The sequence below is a fragment of the Actinospica durhamensis genome, from assembly GCF_018139695.1.
Taxonomy (GTDB): domain Bacteria; phylum Actinomycetota; class Actinomycetes; order Streptomycetales; family Catenulisporaceae; genus Actinospica; species Actinospica durhamensis.
Genome location: NZ_JAGSOG010000031.1, coordinates 27,262 through 50,536 on the forward strand (window position 1 = coordinate 27,262; position 23,275 = coordinate 50,536).

The 23,275-nt window shown below is 67.8% G+C and carries 13 protein-coding genes; 2 read left to right on the forward strand and 11 right to left on the reverse strand.

All coding sequences use genetic code 11. The features are described 5' to 3' along the window. Nucleotides 1-9: 9 nt before the first annotated feature. Nucleotides 10-7,104: an RHS repeat-associated core domain-containing protein gene (locus KDL01_RS09460; RefSeq protein ID WP_212528010.1), complete on the reverse strand. Its 7,095-nt coding sequence runs from the start codon at nucleotides 7,102-7,104 to the stop codon at nucleotides 10-12. 473 nt (nucleotides 7,105-7,577) lie between these two features. Between KDL01_RS09460 and KDL01_RS44470 the strand changes: the two genes are divergently transcribed. Beyond that, entirely contained in the window at nucleotides 7,578-12,764 is a 5,187-nt protein-coding gene (locus tag KDL01_RS44470; protein WP_212528011.1) for a LamG domain-containing protein, read from the forward strand. Nucleotides 12,765-13,295: 531 nt separating this feature from the next. Here KDL01_RS44470 and KDL01_RS09470 read toward each other — a convergent pair. From KDL01_RS09470 to KDL01_RS09480, 3 genes are all read right to left on the reverse strand, one after another. After that, nucleotides 13,296-13,742: a hypothetical protein gene (locus KDL01_RS09470; protein WP_212528012.1), complete on the reverse strand. Its 447-nt coding sequence runs from the start codon at nucleotides 13,740-13,742 to the stop codon at nucleotides 13,296-13,298. A 316-nt stretch (nucleotides 13,743-14,058) separates the two neighbouring features. After that, on the reverse strand, nucleotides 14,059-15,315 hold the full coding sequence (locus KDL01_RS09475; RefSeq protein ID WP_212528013.1) for a lanthionine synthetase LanC family protein: 1,257 nt from the start codon (nucleotides 15,313-15,315) through the stop codon (nucleotides 14,059-14,061). After that, on the reverse strand, nucleotides 15,312-15,638 hold the full coding sequence (locus tag KDL01_RS09480) for a hypothetical protein (RefSeq protein WP_212528014.1): 327 nt from the start codon (nucleotides 15,636-15,638) through the stop codon (nucleotides 15,312-15,314). The genes KDL01_RS09475 and KDL01_RS09480 overlap by 4 nt, the downstream gene beginning before the upstream one ends. 95 nt (nucleotides 15,639-15,733) lie before the next feature. On the opposite strand from KDL01_RS09480, the gene KDL01_RS09485 reads away from it, so the two are divergent. Beyond that, nucleotides 15,734-16,816: an integrase core domain-containing protein gene (locus KDL01_RS09485; protein WP_307846204.1), complete on the forward strand. Its 1,083-nt coding sequence runs from the start codon at nucleotides 15,734-15,736 to the stop codon at nucleotides 16,814-16,816. 87 nt (nucleotides 16,817-16,903) lie between these two features. Here the strand turns inward: KDL01_RS09485 and KDL01_RS09490 are convergent, their stop codons facing one another. The 7 genes from KDL01_RS09490 to KDL01_RS09520 all read right to left on the reverse strand — a co-directional run. Then, a complete protein-coding gene (locus tag KDL01_RS09490) occupies nucleotides 16,904-17,362 on the reverse strand; it encodes a hypothetical protein (protein WP_212528015.1) in 459 nt (152 codons plus the stop codon). Between the two features lie 94 nt (nucleotides 17,363-17,456). Next, the gene (locus tag KDL01_RS09495; protein ID WP_212528016.1) at nucleotides 17,457-17,864 is read right to left on the reverse strand and encodes a hypothetical protein; all 408 of its coding nucleotides are present in this window, start codon (nucleotides 17,862-17,864) and stop codon (nucleotides 17,457-17,459) included. Between the two features lie 216 nt (nucleotides 17,865-18,080). Continuing rightward, the gene (locus tag KDL01_RS09500) at nucleotides 18,081-18,647 is read right to left on the reverse strand and encodes a DUF317 domain-containing protein (RefSeq protein ID WP_212528017.1); all 567 of its coding nucleotides are present in this window, start codon (nucleotides 18,645-18,647) and stop codon (nucleotides 18,081-18,083) included. Nucleotides 18,648-18,918: 271 nt separating this feature from the next. Further along, complete coding sequence (locus tag KDL01_RS09505; RefSeq protein WP_212528018.1) at nucleotides 18,919-19,539, reverse strand: hypothetical protein; 621 nt, start codon at nucleotides 19,537-19,539, stop codon at nucleotides 18,919-18,921. Nucleotides 19,540-20,311: 772 nt separating this feature from the next. Then, nucleotides 20,312-20,920, reverse strand: a complete 609-nt coding sequence (locus tag KDL01_RS09510; RefSeq protein WP_212528019.1) for a hypothetical protein — start codon at nucleotides 20,918-20,920, stop codon at nucleotides 20,312-20,314. 17 nt (nucleotides 20,921-20,937) lie between these two features. Continuing rightward, nucleotides 20,938-21,948: a replication-relaxation family protein gene (locus tag KDL01_RS09515; RefSeq protein WP_212528020.1), complete on the reverse strand. Its 1,011-nt coding sequence runs from the start codon at nucleotides 21,946-21,948 to the stop codon at nucleotides 20,938-20,940. Continuing rightward, a partial coding sequence (locus KDL01_RS09520; RefSeq protein WP_212528021.1) for a type IV secretory system conjugative DNA transfer family protein occupies nucleotides 21,945-23,275 on the reverse strand: 1,331 nt, incomplete at its 5' end. The genes KDL01_RS09520 and KDL01_RS09515, both read right to left, overlap by 4 nt.

The following is a 23,275-nucleotide window of genomic DNA, read 5'->3' on the forward strand; positions in this document are numbered from 1 at the left end:
CTCACGCCATCACTCAACCCATCCCTTAGGATAACGTTCATTACCCGTGAACACCTTACTGGAGCTCCACCTTGCAGTGGGTTCGACCGTTCCCAAAGGCGTCACCACTTCCAAAGTTGCACCCTCGGGAAGCAGTGTTGCAATCTGTGACCTACAGTATCCGCATATGCCATTCGGGTTGTCGATATAAAGCGTGGCACTCGTCGCTTTCTCGGCGCGCATCATCATAGCAGCCTGCCCCTCAACGTGTCCGCTAGCTGCATAGTTAGGGAGCTCGCCTTTCCCCGAAACCAACGAGGTAAGCTCGCCATTGAGATCAAGGACACCCGCGGTCTTCCCCGGCTCGCCATTGGCGGACAGCAACTGCTGCACTGCGCTCGGTCCGCAACCGTTGATGTTGTGTACGAGTACAGCCGTGCCACCGATGACCACGTAGAAGTCGTGGTCGTTGTCACCGGGGATGGTGAGGTCCCACATCCAGCCATCGGGCTTGGCAGGGGTCGCTCCGGCGACGACGGTCACTGCGGTGGCATTGTCAGGTGTGCGTAGGTGGGTTCCGGGCTTGAGCTGGGCTGCGGTGACCCACTTGCCGCCGTGGTTCTTGTCGCCGGTGCCGGGAACCCAGTAGAGGTGGTTGCTGGTGGTGTGGATGACGCTGGGCTTGCCGCCAACCCGGACAGTGAGGTCGTACAGGTCCGTGTCGTGGTGGACCAGGACGGCAGATACCTTCTCGGGCTCGGTCTTGCCAGTCGAGGTGTTGGTCGCCTCCACTTTGTCGCCGACCTTCAGCGTGCTGATGGCGACCTGTTTCCCCGTCGCAGTGAGCACGGGCGTGTCGGCTGTAAAGCTTTCGCCGCCCAGGCATGCTCCCATCAGTAAATCGCTACTGTCGTCGAGGGCGCCTGCCTCCTCAAGTCCAGGAGCGAGCGTAAGGCCAAGCTGGACGAAACCGTTCTGCAATTCCTGTGGGTTGTCAGTGGCTATGCCTTGCTGGATCGCGGTTTCGCCATCGGCATTGTTTATCATGCCCTGGGCCGGATTTGTCGGGTCGATCTTCGCGCCTTGGTCATACATTTCGGGGACGGCTGCACATACTCCGCACAATAATGCCAATACCTTCGTCCCCAGCCCACCGGAGTGGCTATGCTCCGCCTCTATGCTCTCTTGATTTTTTTGAGTGACGTTGTTTGCGAGATTGGTGGCGCAGCTCAGGTCACACTGGCTGTCGTTCGCGGTACCGTATCCGCTTTCGCCCTCGATCATTTGACCGGTCGGGTCGCTGCTGGTGATGGGGTTGCCGTCGGTGTAGGCGTAGCCGCCGAGGGCGAGGGTATCGGTGGCTTCGAAGACCGGGTCGAGGCTCTCGAAGCGGCCTATCGCGGCGTCGTACCAGCGGGCGCCGATGTCGGTCAGGCCGGTTTCGGTGTCGGTGACGTCGTTGAGGAACGTGCGGTTGTCGACCCAGGTGACGGCGGTGCCGCGGGCGTTGCCGAAGGGGTCGAACTGGCGCCAGGTCGGGGTCTGGGCGGTGTAGTCGAGGTAGAGGTCGTTGGTGTGGTGCTGGTCGCTGAGCTCGAAGTCGTAGTTGTTGCCGGTTCCAGTGCGTACGGCGGTGCCGTCCGCGAGGGCGTAGTACCGGTTGACGCTGGTGGCGCCGTTGCCGGTGTTGTAGGTGATCTGTTCGCCCGGCAGGTAAAGCGTGGTGCTGTTGGTGGCCGAGTCGGTCTCCGTCAGCAGGTTGCCGTCGGCGTCGTAGACGTAGGCGGAGGTGCCGTTCTTGGTGGAGGAGATGTTGTAGAGCTGGCCTTCGTTGTTCCAGCTCAACGTCTGGGTGCCGTCGGCGGTGGTGGTGCGGCTGTCGGTGTTGCCGGCCAGGTCGTAGCCGTAGGTGGTGGACGCGGTCTGGGCGCTGTTGACGCTGGTCGTGGTTCCGCTGATCTCGTTGTTGGTGCTCGAGATCGTGTCGGTGGTGATCTGGTCCTGGGCGGAGCTGGTCAGGGAGTGCTGGTCCTGGGTTTGCCGGTTGCCCTCGTTGTCATACGTCCAGCTGTCCCAGTACGCGCTGGCGGTACCAAGAGCGTCGCCGACGGTGGAGAAGCTGTTCTGCGACGGGACGGTGGCGCAGGCGTCGGTCGCGGTCCACGCGGTGGACAGCTGGTCGAGGCCGTTGTACTGGTAGCACTGGGTCTCGGTGTCGGCGGCGGTGTTCTCGCGCTCGTCGAGCTGTTTGGTGATGTTGCCGTACAGGTCGTAGGCGTAGGTGGTCTCGTCGATGTTGCCGGTGGCGTTGGTCACCAGCTGTTCGGTCAGGGCGCCGGTGTGCGGGTCGTAGGTGTTGGTCAGGGTGGCCTCGCCGGTGGCGGCGGTGGATCCGATGGTCTCGGAGGAGACCCGGCCCCAGGCGTCGTAGGCGGTGGACTGGGAGTACTGGCCCGTGCCGTTGACGCCGTTGGGCAGTTCGAGCGCACCGGTGTAGGAGTAGCCGACCGTCTCCGTGGCCAGGGGGCCGGTGGTGGTTGGGTAGATCGTGCTCGCGGGCAGGCCCAGGTTCGCGGTGTAGCTGTGCCCGATGTAGTACGTCCCGGCCAGCCCCGTCACGGTGGACGGGAAGGTGTAGGCCTCCTCCAGGGACTCGCCGAAGACGTTGAAGCCCTCGTACTGCAGCGTGTAGGTCGCGCCGCCCGAGTACGAGTACTCCGTGGTCACGTGCCCCTTCGCGTAGGCGCTGATCGCCGCGAGGCCGTTCGAGTCGTCATACACCCACGCCGCGACCTCGGCCCCGGCCTTGGCCTGGTCCGCCGCGACGTCGTCCGAGGCGTACTCAGCAGTCTTACGCCCGAGCTTGTCGTAGGTGTACGACACGTATTCCGAACGCGCGTCCTCCGTCTGCAGGACGTTGCCGTCCGCGTCGTACACCGTAAAGCTGTTGCCGGCGGTCGGGTCCTCCTTCTCGGTGACCCGGCCGAGCAGGTCGAAGACGCTGGTCCACTTCTGACCGTCCGGGTCGGTCGTGACCGCCTGGTTGCCGTGCCCGTCGTAGGTGTAGCTCGTGGTCAGCGCGACGCCGCCGCTGACGTAGAACGGGGTGGTGTTCACGTTCGACGGAATCGTGACGGTCGGGCGGGTCGAATACGTGGAGACGGAGCTGGTGCGCCCGAGCGGGTCGGTGCCCGTGCTCTTCACGGTCCCGCCGGCCGGGGGGAACGTCGTGGTCTCATCGCCGGAGTAGACGGTGTAGGAGGTGGAGTACACCTGGTCGTCGTAGGTCATCGACTCGTCTTCGACCTTGTTGCCCAGGCCGTCGTAGACGTACTGGTCCCAGTTGTAGATCTGGTCGATGTCGAATGAGGAGGCAAGCGCGATCGAGGGCAGGTCGGTCGAGTCCCACCAGTTGTTGTAGGTCGCGGAGACCTGGCCGAGGGAGTTGTAGATGGTGTCGGTCACCAGTGAGCCGCCGGCCGGGGTGTTGGCCTGGGTCTCGCGGGTGCGTCCGAGCGAGTCGAGGATCGTGGCGGTCTCTGTGTAGTCCGCCAGGTCGTTGAGCTTCTCGGTGATCGAACCGGAAAGGCCGGTTTTCGACTCGGTGTAGCTGTAGAGGTAGTTCGCGGCTGTGGAGGTCGCCCGCGAGTATCCCCAGACCGCGGTCACGCGCCCGAGTGCGTCGTACTGCTTGGTCGTGACGACCCCGTTGATGTCGGTGGAGGTCAGTACCAGGGCCCGGGCGGGATCGAAGGTCTCGGAGGTCGTCTGGTTGAGGGCGTTCTCGACGGACTCGGCCGTGGTGATTCCGTCGGTGACGGTGTACGAGGTGATCGTCTTGTATCCGTCTGCGTCGTAGGTGTCCTCGGCCCGTCCGTAGTTGTCGAAGGTGCTCTCGGAGGCCATCTGGTAGGTGAACGTGCCGGGCGCGTACCCGGTGGCCGTGGCAGTCTCGGTCAGGTTCCCGACGGTCGGGGTCGTGGTCTGCGGCGCGATGCCGGTGGTGACGAACGAGCCGTTCTGGTCGTAGAAGTTCAGCGTCGCCGAGACGACCTGGTCCTGGGTGAAGCTCGCCGGCGCGCCGAGGGAGGTGGAGGTGCTGGGCACCGAGGGGATCGAGCTCTCGGTGAATCCGGAGCACGCCACCGACGCCTCGGTCGTGGCCAGCGACAGCCCGACGATGTTCAGGGTCGTGTTCGCCGGAGCGTAGGTGTAGCTGGTGCAGTGGCTGTAGTCGGTGTCCGTGTCGTCCGTGTCTGCGGTGCCCGACGATGTCCAGGCGTGGGAGTACTCGTAGAGCTTCAGCCCGAAGTCGGCGTCGGTCGTGGTGGCGTCGTAGGCGTCGTCGGTTTCCGTGTAGTCCCACGCGGACGTCGTGCTGCTGTCGGTGACGAGTTGCTCGGTGTACGCCTCGGCGGGGCCGGTCATCTGTGCGGTCGTGGCCGGCAGGCCGGTGAACGTCTGAGACGCGGTCGCGCTCGAGACCCAGTACGAGTCGACGGTGGCCTTGTCCACGGTGCTGGTGTCGCCGAAGTAGGTGAGGGTCTCCAGCGGCTGCCCGGCCAGGGCGGCGTAGTCGTTGTGAACGCCGCCGAGCGTGTCGGGCACGGTCGTGGTGGAGGTGGAGGTAGGGGAGAGGTAGTCCCCGTACATGCCCTGGTAGTAGCGGGTGACGCTCTTGTCCATCGCGTCGCTGGTGCCGTTGCCCTGGACGGTGTTCACCTGCTCGTAGCCGCGGAACTCACCGTAGGTGCGGTCCTTCGCCTGCACCGCCGGCTCGTCGTCGTAGTGCCAGGCCGGGTTCGCGTAGGAGTACTGCGTCACCTCTTCGGCGGCGCCGCCGGTCTCGTCGGTGACCGTCACCTCCCGCACCGCGTACTTGATGAACCAGTCCTCGATCGCCGCCGAGTAGCCATCCGGTGTCCAGTAGACCGGGTAGCAGGAGGTCGTGTTCGACGACGGTGTCGCGGTGGGAGCGTCCAAAGTGGAGGCCGCGCATGTGTCCGGTATCTCGTAGGTCACGCCGACCTTCGAACCCAGCTCACTGGTGACGTCGGCGATGCGCCACCGGTACAGGCCCGGGTAGGTCTCCACGTCCCACCGGTTTGGCAGGTCGGTCCCGGAGAACGACACGCTCGGCTCACTGATCGAGGAGCTCGACCCGCCCGCGGAGGTGTCGTCACCGGTGTGGGTGATCGATTCGAGCCAGAGCGTCCCGGAGGTGTTGTCGCCGGTGGCCGGGAAGTCCTGGGCCAGGGCGTAGGAGTCGACATCGACCTGCTTGGACGCGGACAGCGAGTACTGCGACGTGGTGATCGTGGTGAGCATGACCGTGGAGAAGAACGACGGCGAGTAGCTCGTGCAGGTCGCGCCCGACGCGCAGATCAGGTCGGTGGGCACGTCCGGGTACTCGCTCGCCGCGGTCGTCGCTGACATCGAGGAGGACGGGGCGTCACAGGTCGAGGCGACGCAGCGGTTGACCGTGGTGAACGAGACCTTGTCCGGGACGATCCCGTAGGCACCGCTGGCCGTGGTGTATCCGTAGTCGATCTCGCTGAGGTAGGAGTCGCGGACGTATTCCTTCTCTGAGGCGCCGTTGTTCGCGCCGTAGTAGTTGGTGTCCTGCTTGTAGTAGTACGACATCGCGTCACCGTGGGTGTCGGTGACATAGTCCAGGTGCCACTCATACGCCATGTTGCACACCGAGTCGGCCCAGGTCGCGTTCCAGCACGGGTCACCCGAGTGCGCCGCGTAGACCGGCTCCCAGTCCACCGAATTCGTCTGACCCGTCGAGGTGTAGCCCGGCAGCTCGTTCAGGCCGAAGTAGTACTCCGTGCCGTCGCGCTCGGTGACCGTCCAGTAGTCGGTGTTGTAGGTGTTCTGGCCCTTGTTCGAATCGGCGACATGGGAGATGACGGCGCCGTTGTCGTTCTGGAGCTTGAAGGTGCCGTTGTCGTCCACGATCGTGGTGCTCGAGCCGTTGAGCGAGATCGAGAGGATCTCGCCGTCGTAGCACATGTCCTGCGTGCTCGTCGGCGAGGCGGTGCCCTCCGGGCTGTCGGAGCACGGCACGTACGTCTGGGTGATGTAGTTCTCGGACGGATCCGTCCAGCCGTCACCGACCATGGAGGCCTGCGCGTTGGTCATCGAGGTCTTGCCGTCCACCGACCCGGAGTCGTAGTCCAGCTCGACCTTCGGCGTCAGCGAGGTCGAGGAGGAGGGCACGGTGATCGGGTAGTTGTAGGTGAAGTCGCCCTCGGAACCGCCGGCGGTCCACGACCCGGCGGGCGAGAGCTTGGTGGCGGCGTAGTTGCCGGTGGCCGAGCCCTCCTCGCCCGCGCCGGAGGACGCGGCGAGCACGATGCCCGAGGACGGGCTCGACGCGCTGACCGCCGACGCGGTGCCGATGACGTAGTTGCCGTCGCTGACCGTGCCGCCGCCGGTGTAGGCCGCGCCGGACGAGGCCGCCGTGTCGGCACCGGATATCTTCACGACGCCGGAGAGCGTGTCGGCGGCGGGGTCGTTCACGGCCCCGGTCACGGGCGTGCGCACCCGGCACTTCGCCAGCTGCGGCGTGGTCAGCGCGCAGGCGGGCAGGGTGTAGAGCTCCAGGCGCGACCCGAAGTTCGCGCCGTACGCGTCCTTGAACGCCGCGTAGTCCAGGCCCACCCGCACGCTGCCCGAACCGCCGCTTCCGGCGACCGAGTAGACGACTCCGGTCACGCCCAACTGCTTGGCAAGGCTCTGCGACGCAACCGCTCCGGTCACGCTGCTCGGCCCGGAGAGGGTTGAGGTGCGCTGCGCCCACAGCGGCGTGCCCGCGATCGACGCCTTCGGCAGCTGCGCCGCGGTGACGGCGGGGGGCTGGTTGCCCGAAACCGTTGCGGTGCCGCGGGCCTGCAGCGTCGCAGACCCCGAGGTCGCGGCCGGCAGTTGCGTTCCGCTCGCCTTGTAAACGCCCACGGACTTGCCGTTCAGGGTCATCGTCCGGGTGTTCGTGTGCGACTTCGAGGACATCACGACGCCGGTGACCGCCGGGCCGCTCGATGCAGCCGGTCTCGCCGCCACGGCCGCGACCGCCGGCATCGGACTCGCCAGCGCGAGCCCGGCCACCAGCCCCACCACGACAGTGGGACCAGCCAGCCGTATCGGCCGCCTCCCCTGACGGGTACGCCACCAGCCACCACGAGCGAACATCGAAGCCGCCTCCCCATCCGCTCGCTCCCGACCTCCGGGGCGCACGGCTATTGCCAAGTCAAGCCACAGCAGACAAGCGAAAGCCACCGCATGCTCGTGGGCGAACACGCGATGAACCACCTTGAACATAGACCCTTACAGACCACTGACACTAAGAGCATTTTGATAACGATCTGATAACCCCACAAGGATCTTTATCAAGGTTCGCACCCAAAATCGGGCATTCCGACACGCCCTCCGCCCCTTCACTCGGCGCGTCGACCTGTAACGATGACTCGGCACGGTCTAGGCGTCACGTATGAGCGATGCCGGACGCCGCTAATCTCAGATAACGGAACGGAAGCCTTTTCGTCATGATCTTGTCACCTATTGGCTTTAAACAAAGATACTTGATACCAACCATGGCTGCTGCGCTGTTCGCCCTCTGCTTGACCGGGGCCAACACCGCGCAGGCCGCGTCCTCCATCCCATCGAATGCGGCCAAGCCGTCCTCGAAGTCATCGAGTTCCTCGGCCGCCGCCGGCCCCCAGGCCGCGCGGGAGCAGGCGCTCAAGCAGGCGCGCTCGACCGGCAAGCCGGTGGCCGTCTCCTCGGCCACCACCGCGTTCTCCACCCTGACCGCGGAGCCGAACGGGCAGCTGGTGCTGTCGGACTCGGTCAACCCGCAGCGCACCGAGGTCGGCGGGACCTGGAAGTCGCTGGACGCGACGCTGGTGCGCAATGCCGACGGCACCTACTCGCCGAAGGTCTCCACCGAGCACCTGGCGATATCCGGCGGCGGCACCAGCCCCCTGGCCAGCATGGCCGCCGGCACCTACGGGCTCTCGCTCACCCTGCCCTCCTCGATCCCCGCGCTGCCCGCCCCCACGGTCAGCGGCGCCACCGCGACCTACGCAAACGTGCTGCCCGGGGTGAGCCTGACCGTCACCGCCTCCACCACCGGCGGTTTCTCCGAGGTCTTCGAGGTCGCCGACGCCCAGGCCGCGGCGAACCCGGCGCTGAGCACTCTGACGTTCGGCACCAAGACCACCGGCGGGATCGTCGTCGCGGCGGACAAGGCGGGCAACCTCACCGCCCGCACCCCGCGCGGCGTGGCCCTGTTCACCGCGCCGATCCCGCAGATGTGGGACTCGGCGACCTCCAGCGCCGAGTCCGCGACCCCGGCCACCGACCCGCACACCGGCATCCACCTCGATCGGCGCACCGGCAGCCCGGTCACCTCCAGCGCCGCCGCGCCCGGAGCCGCCGCGCACACCGCGCGCCTGGGCGTGAGCGCCGGCCACGGCACGCTCACCCTCACCGCCGACAAGTCCCTGCTGACGGGCAAGAACACCGCGTGGCCGGTCTTCATCGACCCCACCTGGGCCTCGACCGGCGGCGACGTCAACAACTGGACTTACACGTCGAGCGAGTACCCGACGGCGACGCACTTTGACATCGCCACCAGCTCGGACTACCTGCACGTCGGATACGTCGACCCCGACTACGACACCGACGGCTACGAGAGCAACGACATCTCCTACTTCCAGTACAACATGGGAGCCCTCTCGTCGCTGCTGTCCGGCGCCACCGTCAACACCGTGAACTTCTACACCGATGACGTCTGGTCCGACTCCTGCACCAGCGAGCCGATCGACCTCTACTACACCGGCGCGATCAACTCGAGCACCAGCGCGTCCACCGCGCCGGCCTGGGGCAGCCAGCTTGAGCAGCTGTCCTTCGCCTACGGCGGCACCGGCTGCGCCGCGGCCCAGGACGTCACCTGGAACTCCCCCGCGCTGACCACCCTCGTGCAGGACCAGGCGAACAACGGCATCAGCAAATCCACCACGCTCACCCTCGCGCTGCGCGCGGACGACGAGACCAACCCATTGACCTGGCGCAAGTTCGATCAGTCGACCGCCACGATCTCGATCACCTTCGACCAGCCGCCGAACACGCCGACCGCGGCGGACATGTCCACCAGCCCGGCCACCCCGTGCGCCTCGGCCACTACCGACGCGGTGGGTCTGGGCCCGGTGACGCTCTACAGCTACGTCTCGACGAAGATGGGCAGCCAGAACCCGCTGCAGTACCAGTTCATCCTGTGGAGCAGCAGGGCCGGCTCGGGCGGCAGCCCGATCTACAGCTTCGGCCCGTCCAGCACCGCGACGACGCCCAACGACTCCTTCGCCAGCATCCAGCTCCCGGCGAGCGACTTCACCGGCACCAGCAGCTGGACCGCAGGCTCGTTGACCGAGTTCTTCTGGGCGGTGAAGGTCTCCGACGGTCTCACCAGCAGTCTCTCGTTTTCTCCCACCTGTGACTTCTACTACGACCCGACCAAGCCCGGCCAGCCCAGTTTCGCCGACACCGCCCAGTGCGGAGGCGGCACGATCGGCACCGCAGGAACCTCCATCTCCTTCACCCTCGACCCCGACACCAGCAACGGCGAAGCGAAACCCAGCGCGTACCGCTACCAGCTCAACACCTCCGCCCCCGCCACCGTCCCCGCCAACGGCGACGGCACGGGAACGATCACCCTTATACCGGTACAGAGAGTCAATGTACTCACGGTGACCGAGGTGTCTACCGGCGGCAACCTCGGAGACACCGCGACCTGCCCGTTCCTCGTGGGCCCTGCAGCCAACGCGGCCGACCGCGACCTCACCGACGACGGCATCCCCGACCTGCTCACCGCAGGTCAGACCGAGATTAGCAACTCGAACGGGACCACTCCGTACACCTACACCACCGACCCCTCCAGCGCCATCCCAGCCGGCCTGGACCTGTCCTCCGGCATCCCCGACTCCGCAGGCACCGCCGGCACCGGAGAGGTCCAGTCCAACGCCACCGACATCGGCATCAACGGCACCGGAACCGGCGTCAACGGCTCCACCCCCGCCGGCTACAACGGCGACGACGTCATCACCGGAGAATTCACCGGCAACGGCTTCCAAGACGTCCTGGCCTACAACCCCTCGACCACCGCGGGCTCGATCATCCAGGGCAACGGCAACGGCCTCGCGCTCTCCCCTCAACTGACGGGCTACCAGGCCGGCATCAAGGTAGGCGACCTGGCCGATGTCAACGGCGACAGCCCGGCCCAGCTCGTCAACGCCTACGACGCCGCGTCCGCGTCGAACCCGGTGGATGAGACCACCCCGGACCTGCTGGGCCTCAGCGGCAACTCGACCAACGGCTACTACCTCGAGTACTACCTCACCAGTGGGGCAGGCGTATTCGGGGCCGAGGGCAAGGGCGCCGCGCAACTGAGCAACGAAACCCCCGACGGCGACACCAGCTGGCAGAACTGGGTCATCGCCTCCACCCAGATCGCCGACTCCCCCGACCTTGTGCTGTGGAAGCCGAGCAGCGGCGAACTCTGCCTGTGGCAGGACATCCAGGTCACCAACCTCAACATCAACACCGGCCCCCTGGCAGTCGCCCTCGGCGACTCGAACTACGGCACCGCGACGCTGACCTACACCGGCTCGGCCACCAACCCCTGCGGCCAGGAACTCTCCTCGAACTTCGACACCAACACCACCATGGCCACGCTCGAGACCGCCGACATCACCGGCAGCGGCACCCCCGCCGTCTGGACCATCACCCCCGGCGCCACCAACAACGTCAACTGGACGACGTTCTCCAACCTCTCCACCACCGTCGGCGCCGTCGCCACCGCGACCACCGGCACCACACCGCAGACCCTGGCCACCACCAGCCACGCCTGGGGACTGAGTGACGAGCAGTCCGGAGTGGCCACCACCGCCGCCGACGCCTCCGGCGGACTGACCCTCACCAACAACAACGGCGCCACCACCGGCAACGGCGCCAACTGGAGCAGCGGAGACTACAACACCTTCAACCCCGACCTCGACCTCACCGCAGCCGACAACGGCGCCCTGACCACAAGCGCGAGCAGCACCAGCGTCATCAACCCCAACAGCTCATGGACCGCCGACATCTGGGCCGAACCCACCACCCTCGGCACCGCCGTATGGTCCCAAGGCGGAGCCGACAACCCCCTTGCCGTCCTGTCAACCACGACCGCAGGAGCCTGGGAACTCTCGGTCAACACCACAGCCGCGACCAGCACCACCGGAAACACCTTCACCGTGATCACCGGCGGGACCGTCGATCTGAGCGAATGGACCGAGGTCACCGCGACCTACAACGCCGACACCAACATCCTCTCGCTCTACGCCGACGGCACCGAGATCGCCGTCGTCAGCGACGCCACCGTCGCGACCGTCACCACCGGCCCGTTCATCCTCGGAGCACAGCAGTCCTCGAACACCGCGTACTCCGCCGCCTCCCTCGCCCACAACTACAACGGGCAACTCGCCGACCTACGCATCTGGAACGGCGTCGTCCCCCCCACCACCGCCGCCGCCCTCGGCAGCTCCTTCGTTCCGCTCACCCCGGGACGCATCATGGACACCCGCGAGAACGGCACCACCGGCAACCCCAGGGCCGGCGCGGCCCTCGGACCGGTGACCTCCGACTCCACCACCGTGGTACCCGTCGAAGGCGCCACCGTCGCCGGAACCACCCTGCCCTCGACCAACATCACCGCAGCCGCCGTCTCCATCACCGTCCTCAGCGAGACCGCGAACGGCTACCTCACCGCCTACCCCGACGGATCCCCGACACCCATCACCTCAACACTCAACTACCTCACCTCGGCGACCGGAACCAACTCCGCCATCGTCCCCCTCGGCACCGACGGCGACTTCGACATCTACAACAGCTCCACCGGCACCGCCCAACTCATCGTGGATGTCACCGGCTACTTCACCACCGGCACAGGCGCAAACAACACCAGCACCTACACGCCGTTGACGGACCCGTCCCGCGCACTCGACACCCGCAGCGGCCTCGGCACGAGCGAAGCACCCATCGCCAGCGACGCCGGCATCACACTCACCGTCGCGGGCAACACCACCGCGGACATCCCCGCCGACGGCACCAACACCGTCACCGCCGTCGCCATCAACCTCACCGCGATCAACAGCACGGGCAGCGGAGAACTCATCGCCTACCCCGACGCAACCAACAGCCTCACCAACCCGACGGAATCCACCGCGCTCACCTACGCCAGCGGCCAGAACATCGCCGCCGCCCTGATCGTGCCCGTCGGCGCCAACGGAAAGATCGACATCTACAACTCGGGCGGCGCCTCAGTCAACGTCGTCGGCGACATCTCCGGCTACTACACCACCTCCACCACCGGACAGAAGTTCCACGCCCTCTCCTCCACCCGACTCCTCGACACCCGCGCCTACAACCCCTCCACCGGCACCAAGGCGCCGATCCCGGCCAACACCACCATCACCATGCCCACCCCCGCCGCCATCAACGCCACCAACCCGACCCTCGACCTCAACATCACCGTCACCGGAGGCACCGCCGCCGGCGACCTGAACGTGTACCCCGACGGCCAGTCCATTCCCACCGCCAGCGCCATCAACTGGGCCACCGGCCAGACCGCCGCCAACCTCAACATCGCCGCAGCCAGCAACGGCAACAAGATCGACATCCACAACGCCTCCAGCGGAACCATCGAAGTCATCGTCGACGTCGACGGCTACTTCGTGAACTGACCCCCAGCACACAACGCCAAGTGGGGTCGCGCAAACCATGCGCGACCCCACTTAGCAAACCCTTGAGTTACCGGTCAGGGTCGCCCCGGCCAACTTGGACCCGCACCACAACACACCGCCTGAACCTGAACTGAACCGCAGATGCAGTTCGAAACCGCCCACACCGCAGGTTCGCTGACCGCGGACGAGCTCGAACGCCTGGCCAAGGACGCCTCCCGACGCCGAAGCCGACGCCCCGAGCGTGCGAAGACCCCGGTGCCCACCGGGCCGGAGACCGCACAACTGCCCGGACAGCGGCCCACGCCCACCACCAAACGGGTACGCCCATCCGGGCGAACCCTGCCACAACGAGAAAACAGCAGATCAACGGGCTAGATCGCACGGAGAACTCTAGGCAAGCTCAGCATAAGCCAGGAGTGTGTTCTGAACCGTGTCGACTCCACATCGCTTCGGCGGCTGGATTCACCGACACGATCGATACCAGCGCCGCGGCGATAATGACCACGGTTCTTCGCTGGAGGCTGCCGCGGTTCACAGCGAACACGAGCCGTCCGCGCCTGTCGCGGCACTCGTCACCATCCAGGCGCCGTTCATCAGCGTCACAGTCGAGGTGCTCGCGCTCAGCCCCGTTTGGACCGCTCCGTACTGCTTGCCGGTGGCCACGTAGTACTGGATGAAATGGCGAAAGTCGATGCAGTCGGTGACCGTGACGGTCGGCGGGTCGCCGTTCAGATTCTGCGCACTCACGCGTGGGTGCAGAATCGGCATGCCGCGCGAGGCGACGCCGTGTGCCTCCTCGACGTAGTCATCCTCGGAGATCGTCATAAGTAGGTCCCCAGCGATATGCCGCTCGAGTCGGGAGTCGCGGTAGTTACCGCCGTCCTCGACGGCGGCCGCATCGGCCCACGCCGCTACGTAGGCCGCGAGGGCGGCCTGGGCCTGTGGCCCGAGCGTGCTGCTCGGCGACGCTGAGGGCACCGCCGAAGATGTCGAAGTCGACTTGCTCGCTGCTGCAGGGCTTGCTGGCGAGCCGCTGCACGCAGCCAGAGCGCCGATCAGAGCTGCCCCGAGCATGACAGTGTGCTGCAGTCTCCGCATCCGCATCGTCCCGACGTCTCGTGTGCATGCGAGACGGCACGCCTCGCCCACCAGCTTCGTAAATTAGCCGGGAAGTAGCGAGAAAAAGGCTGATTCAGCTTGAGACCGGCAGGACTCTACCCAATCTAGTGAGTGGTCTGCTCAGCGCCGCGCGATCCGGAGACCGTGTTCCTCCCGGAGGACATGCCCTGACCGCTCAGGACAAGAGCAGGATGCAGTTCCAGCGACTGGCTGGCGTGGCAGACGAGGGTAGGCCGGCGTGGTCGGCGAGGGCGAGGGCGGCGCCAGCGGCTCCGGTGAGGAGGCCGGGATCGTCTTCGAGAGCGCCGCGTTCGCTGTGCTGGACCAGATATCGGTGGCGTGGATTAGCAACCGTTTCGATCCTTCTCGCGGCGAGTTCGGCGAGGCCTGGATGGTCGTCGGAGGCTGCGAGGATCCCGGCGTAACCGTGACAGAGGGTGGGCCCTTCAACATCCCAGGTCGGAGAGCCCCGCGCCGCGAGGCTTCGCATCGCTTGATGGGCTGTGACCTGGTATTTATCCTCGCTGGTGGCGCGCGCGGCCTGAGCGAGGGCCACTGCAATGCCGGGGATGCCGTAGCACCAGGCGTCATGCCGTCCGCGGACGGGAGCCGCCTTGCCGCACTCGAGCTCGTAACCCGTGATGCGCGGTGGCCACATTTCGGTGGCGGGATCACGCCAGCGCAGGAGCCAGTCGGCAGCTGCGCGTATCCCCTTTTCTTGGCCAGGAACGTCGTGTCCGGCGATTCGGGCGACGGCGAGGAGTGCAAGTGGTCCGGCGATGCCGTGCGCGGTCCCGGTGGCTGCCGCGCCACTCGGGTGCACCTGTGCGGCTGATGGGTGGGCGTCGGGTGGTAGCCACCAGCCTGGCCTGCTCTCGCTCCCGCTGTTGATCATCGCGGTGAGGGTTTGGAGCGCAGCTTCGAGTCCGATCGTGACGTGCTCGTGCCCTTGGTCTACTGCGGCCATGAGGACTCTGCCGATGCCGGCGAGGCCGCAGATCACGTCATAAGCGGCCCACGAGGTGGGTGGTTCGCACGACCGAAGTCGGTCATGTTGTTGCTCGGCAATGGCAATGGCGTGAGCTGAGAGCCAGCGTGCGGCTGCGGCGCATTGATCGTGGAGCCGCTGTGCGTCTGGCAGGTAGGACGCTCCGATGATCAAGGAGGCGGCCACGGAGCCAAGCCCTGTGAAGATTCCGCTTCCCGTGCTTCCACGTTGGCGGATATGGATAGCGAGCCGGTTCCAGTGTTCGACGGCGGCTGTGGCGAAGCAATCGTCGACGGCGGAGAGTCGTGCATGCAGTAGGGCGGTCCCGGACAGACCTGACAGCGATTCGCGGGCGGTTTGGCTGAGGCCGCGGGCGACTACATCAACATCCAGCAGCCTCTCAGCGATGGCGAGAGCCAGCTTCGCGCTGACGGCGGCAGTCATGAGGTACGAGCGATGAGGTCGGCGGCCAGAGCGCGCATGAGCGGCTCATCGTCACCCGAGGGCAGAACCCGGTTGGCGTGCATGTGGATCAGAGAGGATGCGCAGGAGGTGCGCAGGTGTGCCGGTACGGCGTTGCGGTAGACGCTGAGCTGATCGCGCAGGGCGGCGAACAGTTCCTCGCCGCCTGGCCTCAGAGCCTCCATGGCAGCGTCGGCGGTGCGAACGCGGGGCCGAAGGCGGTTCATCGTCTGCCGGGCAGAGCGCTGAAGCTGCCGCCCGGCGAGTGCGGACAGGTCGCGCTCTGCGACGGTACGGACAATCATGGCTGCGACCTGTCCTTGCCGAAAACCTCGTCCCCGCAGGTCAGCTGCCGATCGAGGTTGCGTCCGGTTCGGCGTTTCCGCGATGATCGTCTCTCGTGTGTCTACGCTTCGTGTTCCTCCTCGCCCTGCGGATACCGGCGTGGCTGCGGCTCTCGCGCCGCCCCTCGGCCTGGAAAGACGCGGAAATCCTGCTACTGCGCCACCAGGTCACAGTCCTGCAACGCCAGAGCACGGCTCGACCGAGGCTCACCTGGGCCGATCGCGCCCTGATCGCGACGCTGCTGGCCGTGATACCCCGGCGCCGCCACGGCGCCCTGCACCTGCCCGTAACCCCCGCGACGATCCTGCGCTGGCACCGCGACCTTGTCAGACGCCGGTGGGCGGCGAAGTCCAGGCACAAACAGCCGGGACGGCCCCGCAAGCACCCACAGATCACCCGGCTCGTGCTGCGCATGGCCCGCGAGAACCCCTGGGGCTACCGGCGGATCACCGGGGAACTGGCCGGACTGGGCATCACCGTCGCGCCCTCCACCGTCTGGGAGATCCTCAAGAAACACGGCATCGATCCCGCGCCGCAGCGAAGCGGCCCGAGTTGGGCGCAGTTCCTGCGCTCCCAGGCCGAGGCGATCATCGCCTGCGACTTCTTCACCGTTGACCTGCTCGACGGCACCAAGGCGTACGTCCTGGCGGTGATCGAGCACGCGACCCGGCGCATCCACATCCTCGGCGCCACTGCGCATCCGACCGCGGAGTGGGTCACCCAGCAGGCACGCAATATGCTGATGGACCTCGAAGAGGGCCCCGGAAGGGTCAAATTCCTGATCCGCGACCGCGACATCCTCTACCCGCCCGGCTTCGACCAAACCCTTGCCGACGCAGGCATCACAACCGTGCACAGCGCCGTGCGGGCACCGCGCATGAACTCGATCACGGAACGCTGGATCGGAGGCTGCCGCCGCGAACTACTCGACCGCACCCTCGTATGGAACCTGCCGCACCTGCGCCGCATCCTGCGCGACTACGAAGCCCACCACAACCGCCACCGCCCGCACATGGCACTGGCCAGCGCCGCCCCGGACCGGCCGCTCCCGCCCGAAGTCGCCGACCTCCAGGCATTCCGGGCGCGACGACACGACCGCGCCGGCGGCATCATCCACGAATACCGACAAGCCGCCTGACCTGCACGGACGAGGTTTTCGGCAAGGACAGTCGTACCAGCGCTCGAACAAGCTCCTCGGCTTCCCGGGCGGTCACGTGCGGACGGTTCACCGGTCCTTCTCCGGCTTCTCTTCGCTGCTGATGCCGTCGACGCAGTCATCGATCCGCAGGCAGAGGGTGATCACTTCTCGGCGCAGCTGGCTGAGCGCGAGGTCGAGCAGGTCGAGGCCCTCGACCCGCTGATCGTGCTCGGTGCCCGCGGGGACGGGCGGAGTGTGGTCGAGCGCGTTGAGCGCGGCGGCCAGGACCGTGCCCGTCAGCTCCTCGGGCACGGTCAGCACCCAGCCGCCGAGCCCGGCCGAGGGGCTGAGGCTGTAGAGGCGGCACTCGGTCTCGTGTGGGTCGGCGGCGTGCAGCATCAGACGGCCGCACGGCGATGCCGCACGGAACGTCGACGCGGCGGGCGTGGGGCAGCAGGGGCAGGGCCGCTCGATCCTCCAGCCCTCGTGCTGCAGCCAGCCGGACAGGTCGGGGGCGGTGACGTTTGACGAAGGGGACGTATTCAAAGGTCTATTTCTCCAGTTCCAGGTCACGTGGTTCACGGATCGTGCTGCTGCAGGCGTGGGCCCGGCGGGGCTCGGGCTCGCCTACGTAGCTCGTTCACGAGGTGGCCTGCTCGGACAGGTAGTGGTGGGCGAGGGCGAGAAGGGCCTGCTGCTGGCCGATGGTGATCGATTCCAGGTAGCCGGCGAGTTCGGCCGTGCGCACTGCGGCAGCCTTACGCAGGGCGGCGAAGACCAGGCGGAGTACGGCGAATTCGGCTTCAGGGCCGACGCGCACGTCGGCGAGCTCGAGGGCCGGGGTGATGTGCGCGAGCAGCAGCCAGTGCAGGTCGGGGTGCACCAGCGGCAGGCTGCTGGCCGAGAGCTGCGCGCGGTGGTGGTAGGCCAGGGCTGTGACATAGGCGGCCGCGTCGTGCACCCGGGTACGGGTCGGCGGTACGGGCCCGGGGCGGGGCGGCGAAGGGGGTGTCTGCGTGTCCTGTGACGTGACGGGAGGCTCGGTCATGGCATGGCTCCAGGAAGGTTCGGTGCGAACAGGGGTAAGCGAGGGCACGCGATCGCGCAGCCGTCGTCGCGGTGTACCGGAATGGCCGCGCTCGCGAGCCGGGCCGTGCACGGAGGCGGCGCCGGTGAGGCGGGGCCGTGGCGGAGCCCAGGCCCCCACGCTGCCCCGGCCATACGCGGACGGCCAGGGCAGCGGAGACGAAGTGTGGCGTGGTCGTTACTGTTCGGTGGGGGCGGTGGCCTGGGCGGGTTCCGGCTGTGTATCGGCCGGGTCCGCCTGCTCTTCCGCCTGCGCCGTAGTGATGTCGGTGGTGATCTGGACAGTGATGCGGGCCTCGGCCTGGTCCGCGTCGGCGCGATCGGGGTCCAGGCCGCCCGGGATGGCCAGGGCCTTGATGAACGCGGCGATGGCTTCGGCCGGGCAGTTGTCTCCGAAACCGGCGCGCCAGCCGCGGCGCGGGGCCTCGGGGTCGGTGTAGGTCACCAGCCAGAGCCCGCCCATCGGGTTGCCCGCGTAGCGGGCGGACTCGGGCCCGAACTCGATGCGCAGCCGCTCGTCCGGGCTCACGGCCCAGCTGGTCTCGTTCTCATCCGTCCCGCGCCGGAACCCGGCGTCGGCCCCGGCGTCCAGGGCGGATTCGGGCAGGCCGCAACCGGCCGCGTAGGCGGGCACCGTGTGCCCGGGCACGGGCGCCGGGGTGTGGTCCGGAGCCGACCCGGCGGTGGCGGTGTCGGGCGTGCCGGTGCGGCGAGGGGTCCGGGCGGGGGTACGGGTAGCAGTCATGACAGAGCATTCCTTTACTGGTTGGTGTTTCCATGGCCCGCAGCAGCACCCGTAGCCGCCTTTGTCGCAGGCTCGGGCGCGGATGCGAGGGATCAGGGGGCCGTCATGCGGCCAGGGGCGGCGCGCCAGATCATGGCTGGATGGGAGGGCGCGCCGGAGGGGCGACGTGCTGGGGCGCTAGGAGCCGGGCCGGTAGGCTGCGACCGGACCGGGCGCGCCTAATTGAGGTAGGCGCGGCCGGTTCCGTGTACGTCGCCCGGCGACGGATCGCCTACGCGGCGTCGGGCGCGTCGGCGGCGCTGTCGGCGGGGGCGGTGTCGGTCGCCTGCGCGGGTGCGGATGTCGTGTAGCGGCGCGGGTGCTCGCCCGTCATGACGAGCTCGCCTCGGTTGAGCAGACCGGTGATGGCCGCGCCGGTGGCGCCGGTGCCGTTGCCCAGCTCACGGGCCAGTTCCGTGACCGTGAGCTGCGCACCGGGGTGCGCGGCGAGCACCTCCAAGATCCGCGCGCCGATCGATCCCGGCCGCGTCCCCACGCCCGTGCCGCCAGTGGTGGGACGCGGCGCCGTGGCTCCGCCGGTGCGGAGGGGGGAACGGCCCGGGCCGGTGCCCAGGCCGAGGGCTGCGCCCATGGCCCGGTGCATGATCGAGAGGGTGTCGGCGTCGGGTGCGGCGGTGGTCAGCAACTGGCAGAGCATGCCGATCAGCTCGGCCGTCGGCTCGGCCGCGGTGACCGCCTCCATCAGGATCCCGGTGAGCCCGGCCGGGGCGGCGGCCTCCCCGTTGGTGTAGGGAGCCATGGCGGCGGTGAACGCGGCGCGGATGGGCGCGGCCATGGCCGCGTACGGGTCGGCCGGAACAGCGGCAGTGGCGCGGGCGGTCGTCTCGGTCATGTCAGTACTCTCTTTCCGTTTCTTATCGGGCCGGTCGGGCTAACCGGCGTCGTGGACGCTATTCCCACGCTATTAACGAAGTCAACTGATACGCGTACGTCCATCGGGTGATTTTCGACGCCCCGGGTAAACCACCATTAGTTGAATTCGCCTGCGCTGCTTTGAATGCGTCGCGGCGGGATATCAGCTCGTGTGACGCCGCGCTCGAATCCGGCCCGGCTCGGGCTCGGCTCGACGCCGGCAGCGCCGGCGAGGCTGGAGCGGGAAGGGGAGGAGGACAAGAGGCGCGGCGGACTCAGCGTGCCGGGGGCCGGATGCGCCGGGCGGTGGGTATCGCGTGGATAGGTCGATTACGACCTATCAGCCCCGGCCGGGCGCGCCTTGCACATGGCGGCTGAACTGTGCGTATGCAGATCCCAGCCCCTCCTTCAGGAACGAGGTGGCCAGAGCGGGGCTCAGCGCCGGGGTCAGGGAGGAGGTCAGGGAGGGCGGGGCCTGGATAGCTGTACATTGATTCGCTCCTTTCGTTCCTTCCGCGTCTCGGTCGCCCTGCCGCCAGCGGCTGCGGTCCTGTGCGGCTCCGCAGCGTCGAGGGCCCGGAGGCTGTTTGCGCGGTGGCCGAATCGGTGATTGGACCCACTTTTCCGGGACCCGTCTTATGATTTCGACGATAGCGGTTCGCCGGATATCGCGGGCGCATGAATGCCCCCGGTCGGCGAAGGTTCTTCACGGCGGATTTCACGGGTGTCGGTGCATAACGCGGTACGCGCGGTCATTTTCTGGCGGGTACGCAGATGCGTGGATCTGCCGCGAGGAATTGCTGGAGTATTTCGGCTTTCCGCTGCCATTTCTGGTACGCGGTGGGCGCTCCGGAGTGCTGTACGGCCTGGGCGGCCTGCCACAGCGGGATGCTCCACCAGCCGGGGACGCGCTGCAGGTGCCGGTAGAACTGCTGGGCCGCGTAGGCGGGGTTCATGATCTGAGCGGGGCTGCCCCAGCCCTGGGAGGGGCGCTGCTGGAACAGCCCGAGACTGTCCCGGTCCCCGCGGTCGAGGTTCTCCAGGCCGGATTCCTGCATGGCGGTGGCCAGCGCGATCACGACGGCACGGTCTACCGGTGTGATGTCGTCCTCGAGCGCGACCTGGTTGATGACGGCGGCGTTCGCGGCCTGCCGCGCAGTCAGATCCAGCCCTTCGACGTGGATACCGCCGTCGACGCGACAGGCGACCGCCCCGTAATCCTCGGCGAGCCGGGGAGCGGCACCGTCATTGCCGAGCAGCCCGCCGGTAAGCAGGCTGAGGACCGCGGCCGCCGCGGCGGCGCTCAGCAGCAGGAAGCAGAGGGCGAGCGTACCGGCGGCGAGCCCGGCTTTGGCGAGCACGCACATCTCCCCTCAAGCTACTGCTGCTGGATGGCGAGTTTCGGCGCGACGGGGATCGGTGCACGCACCGCGCGGTCGCCCATCAGCGGGGCGAGCAGCTTGACCCCGCGGCCCGCGAAGTAGCTCGGGATCTGCGCGAGCGTGACGCGCATGTCGGCGCCCAGTGGCCGCCAAGCCGGCCCGCCGAGGAGTCCGCCGAGTTCGTGGATCTGCGCGGTGGCGCGTTCGGCGGGCGCGGTGACGGTGGTGGCGATCGGTAGCCCGGCGGCGTCCGGGATCTTCGCCAGCCTGCCGTGGAGGCGGTATTCGCGTTCCGCGTCGGGCAGCTGGATCAGGATCGGGCGGTGCCCTCCGTAGGCGGCGGCGTAGCGCGCGTAGCCCGCGCTCTTCTCTGCGAGCTGCGGAAGGTGCTCGCTGCCGGTGTCGTGCTCGAAGAAGAACCCGAACCCCTTCTCCGTCGCCGGGTCGCGGTGCACGGCGTAGGCGTCCGGGCGGATCAAGTCTCCCCACAGCCCCATGCACGTGTACTGGTTCCACCACGCGGCGAGCTGCCCGCGCGCGGCGAGGGAGACGAGCGCGTCGGTCAGCCCGATGGTGTGCGCCAGATCCGGGCGCGCACCCTGGCGCAGCAGCTTGGCGTGGTTGTAGCCGTATTCCTTCGGCGTCATGTCGTGCGCGGCCGCAACCAGCAGCGCGCCGCGCGGACCGAGGATATAGCGGTAGCACTGCGCCCCGCACCAGGAGGCACTGAGCGTCCGGAACCGGTCGAGTAGGCCGAGCTCGCGCAGCTGGGACAAGCGGTAGTTCATCGTGCGGGCGCGGGTGAAGGCCAGGGCGTGGATCTGCATCGCGGTCAGCAGCCGGTGCTCACCGAGCATCGCCAGCAGCCACCGGTCCCGCGGCGTCGTGCGGAACAGCAGATAGGCCAGACCGTCGACGGGCGCCGGGTAGTTGCTCGAGCCACCGCGTCCTTTCGCGGCCGGGTTGAGGGGGATGGCCGCCTCGGTGCCGGCATCGGTGCGGGTCATGCGGATACCTCCTGCTCGGTGGTGCCGCTAGCGCCGGTGGTGCCGGGGGTTTCGGCTGGGATGTCGTTGCCGGTCAGTCGCGTGCGCAGTTCGGCTGCGCGGCCGGGGATGGCCGGTGGCATGGGCCTGGTCGCCAGCGTGCACGCGGGCTGTTCGGCTCCGGCGACCACGAGCCGGACGGCGGCCTGGTAGGCGCCGAGGCGCGCGAGGTCGTGTTCGCCGAGGTTGGGGTAGGTGTGTTTGGCGAGCTTCGCAGCGTCCTCGGGCGAGGCGTTGAAGTAGATCTTGTTGCGGGCGTTGGCGGAGATCGCTTCGCGCATCGCGGCCGGCAGCTGCCCGAGGTCCTGGTGCGCGAGAATGAGCGAGAGCCGGTAGCCGCGCGCCTCGGCGAGCATGTCCTCGACCCTCAAAGGCAGGTTGAGGTAGGTGTGCGCCTCATCGACGACCAGCGCCGCGTCCGGCCGGTCCGAGTCCGGGTGCATCCCCGCGCGGGCGGTGGCTCCCTGCCAGGTCTTGGCGATCAGGAAGCTGCCGAGCAGCCGCGAGGTCTCCTCCCCGAGCACGCCCTTGGGCAGCCGAGCGAGCAGCAGCCCGCCGGAGAGCACCGCCTGGATGTCGATATCGGTGGGACCCGAGGCGATGACCTTGGCTGGGTAGTCGCGCATGAGGAACCCGCGCAACTTGTTGAGCAGCGGCGCCGTCAGCTGGGCGCGGGCGGCCTCGGAGTGCTGCTCGTAGCCCGCCCAGAAGTTGAGCAGCACCCGGTGCCGGTCGTGGCGCAGCGCGTCGGTGTAGCGCCGGCGGATCCGCGCGTCCGTCAGCAGCTCCGGCACCTCGGCCAGGGTCGGGAACGGCAGGTCCGCACGGGCCCGGTCCGCCTGCATCAGCGTCAGGCACGCGGCGCGCAGCAGGTCGTCTGTGCGCGGCCCCCAGAACCCGGCGTAGATCTTCGAGAAGATCCCGACGAGGTGGTCGGTGGCCAGGTACGGCTCCGCGCCGTCGAGCATGTTCACCCGCGGCACCGGCACGCTCTCGTCGCATGGGTCGAACAGCACGATCGGGCGCTCGAGCGCCGCGGACGGTAGCCGATCGAGGACGTTGGTCACCAGGTCGCCCATCGGATCGATCACGACCTGGCCGCGCCCGGCCGCGGCGTCCTGCAGGATCAGGTTCACCAGCAGCGTGGATTTACCCGACCCGGTCTTACCCAGCATGTGCACGTGCTGGCGCGCATCGGCCACCGGCAACGCGACCGCACGCGGCGGACCGGCGTCCGCGTCGCCGAGCACCTTCGCGCCGCCGCCGGTGCCCGTGGGAAGGGCCGGGG

Coding starts and splice junctions, on each gene's coding strand:
- KDL01_RS09515 (WP_212528020.1), bottom strand. CDS start 21,948: ATGACCCGCACCGATGCCGGCACCGAGGCGGCCATCCCCCTCAACCCG.
- KDL01_RS09500 (WP_212528017.1), bottom strand. CDS start 18,647: ATGACTGCTACCCGTACCCCCGCCCGGACCCCTCGCCGCACCGGCACG.
- KDL01_RS09480 (WP_212528014.1), bottom strand. CDS start 15,638: ATGATTGTCCGTACCGTCGCAGAGCGCGACCTGTCCGCACTCGCCGGG.
- KDL01_RS09495 (WP_212528016.1), bottom strand. CDS start 17,864: ATGACCGAGCCTCCCGTCACGTCACAGGACACGCAGACACCCCCTTCG.
- KDL01_RS44470 (WP_212528011.1), top strand. CDS start 7,578: ATGGCTGCTGCGCTGTTCGCCCTCTGCTTGACCGGGGCCAACACCGCG.
- KDL01_RS09475 (WP_212528013.1), bottom strand. CDS start 15,315: ATGACTGCCGCCGTCAGCGCGAAGCTGGCTCTCGCCATCGCTGAGAGG.
- KDL01_RS09505 (WP_212528018.1), bottom strand. CDS start 19,539: ATGACCGAGACGACCGCCCGCGCCACTGCCGCTGTTCCGGCCGACCCG.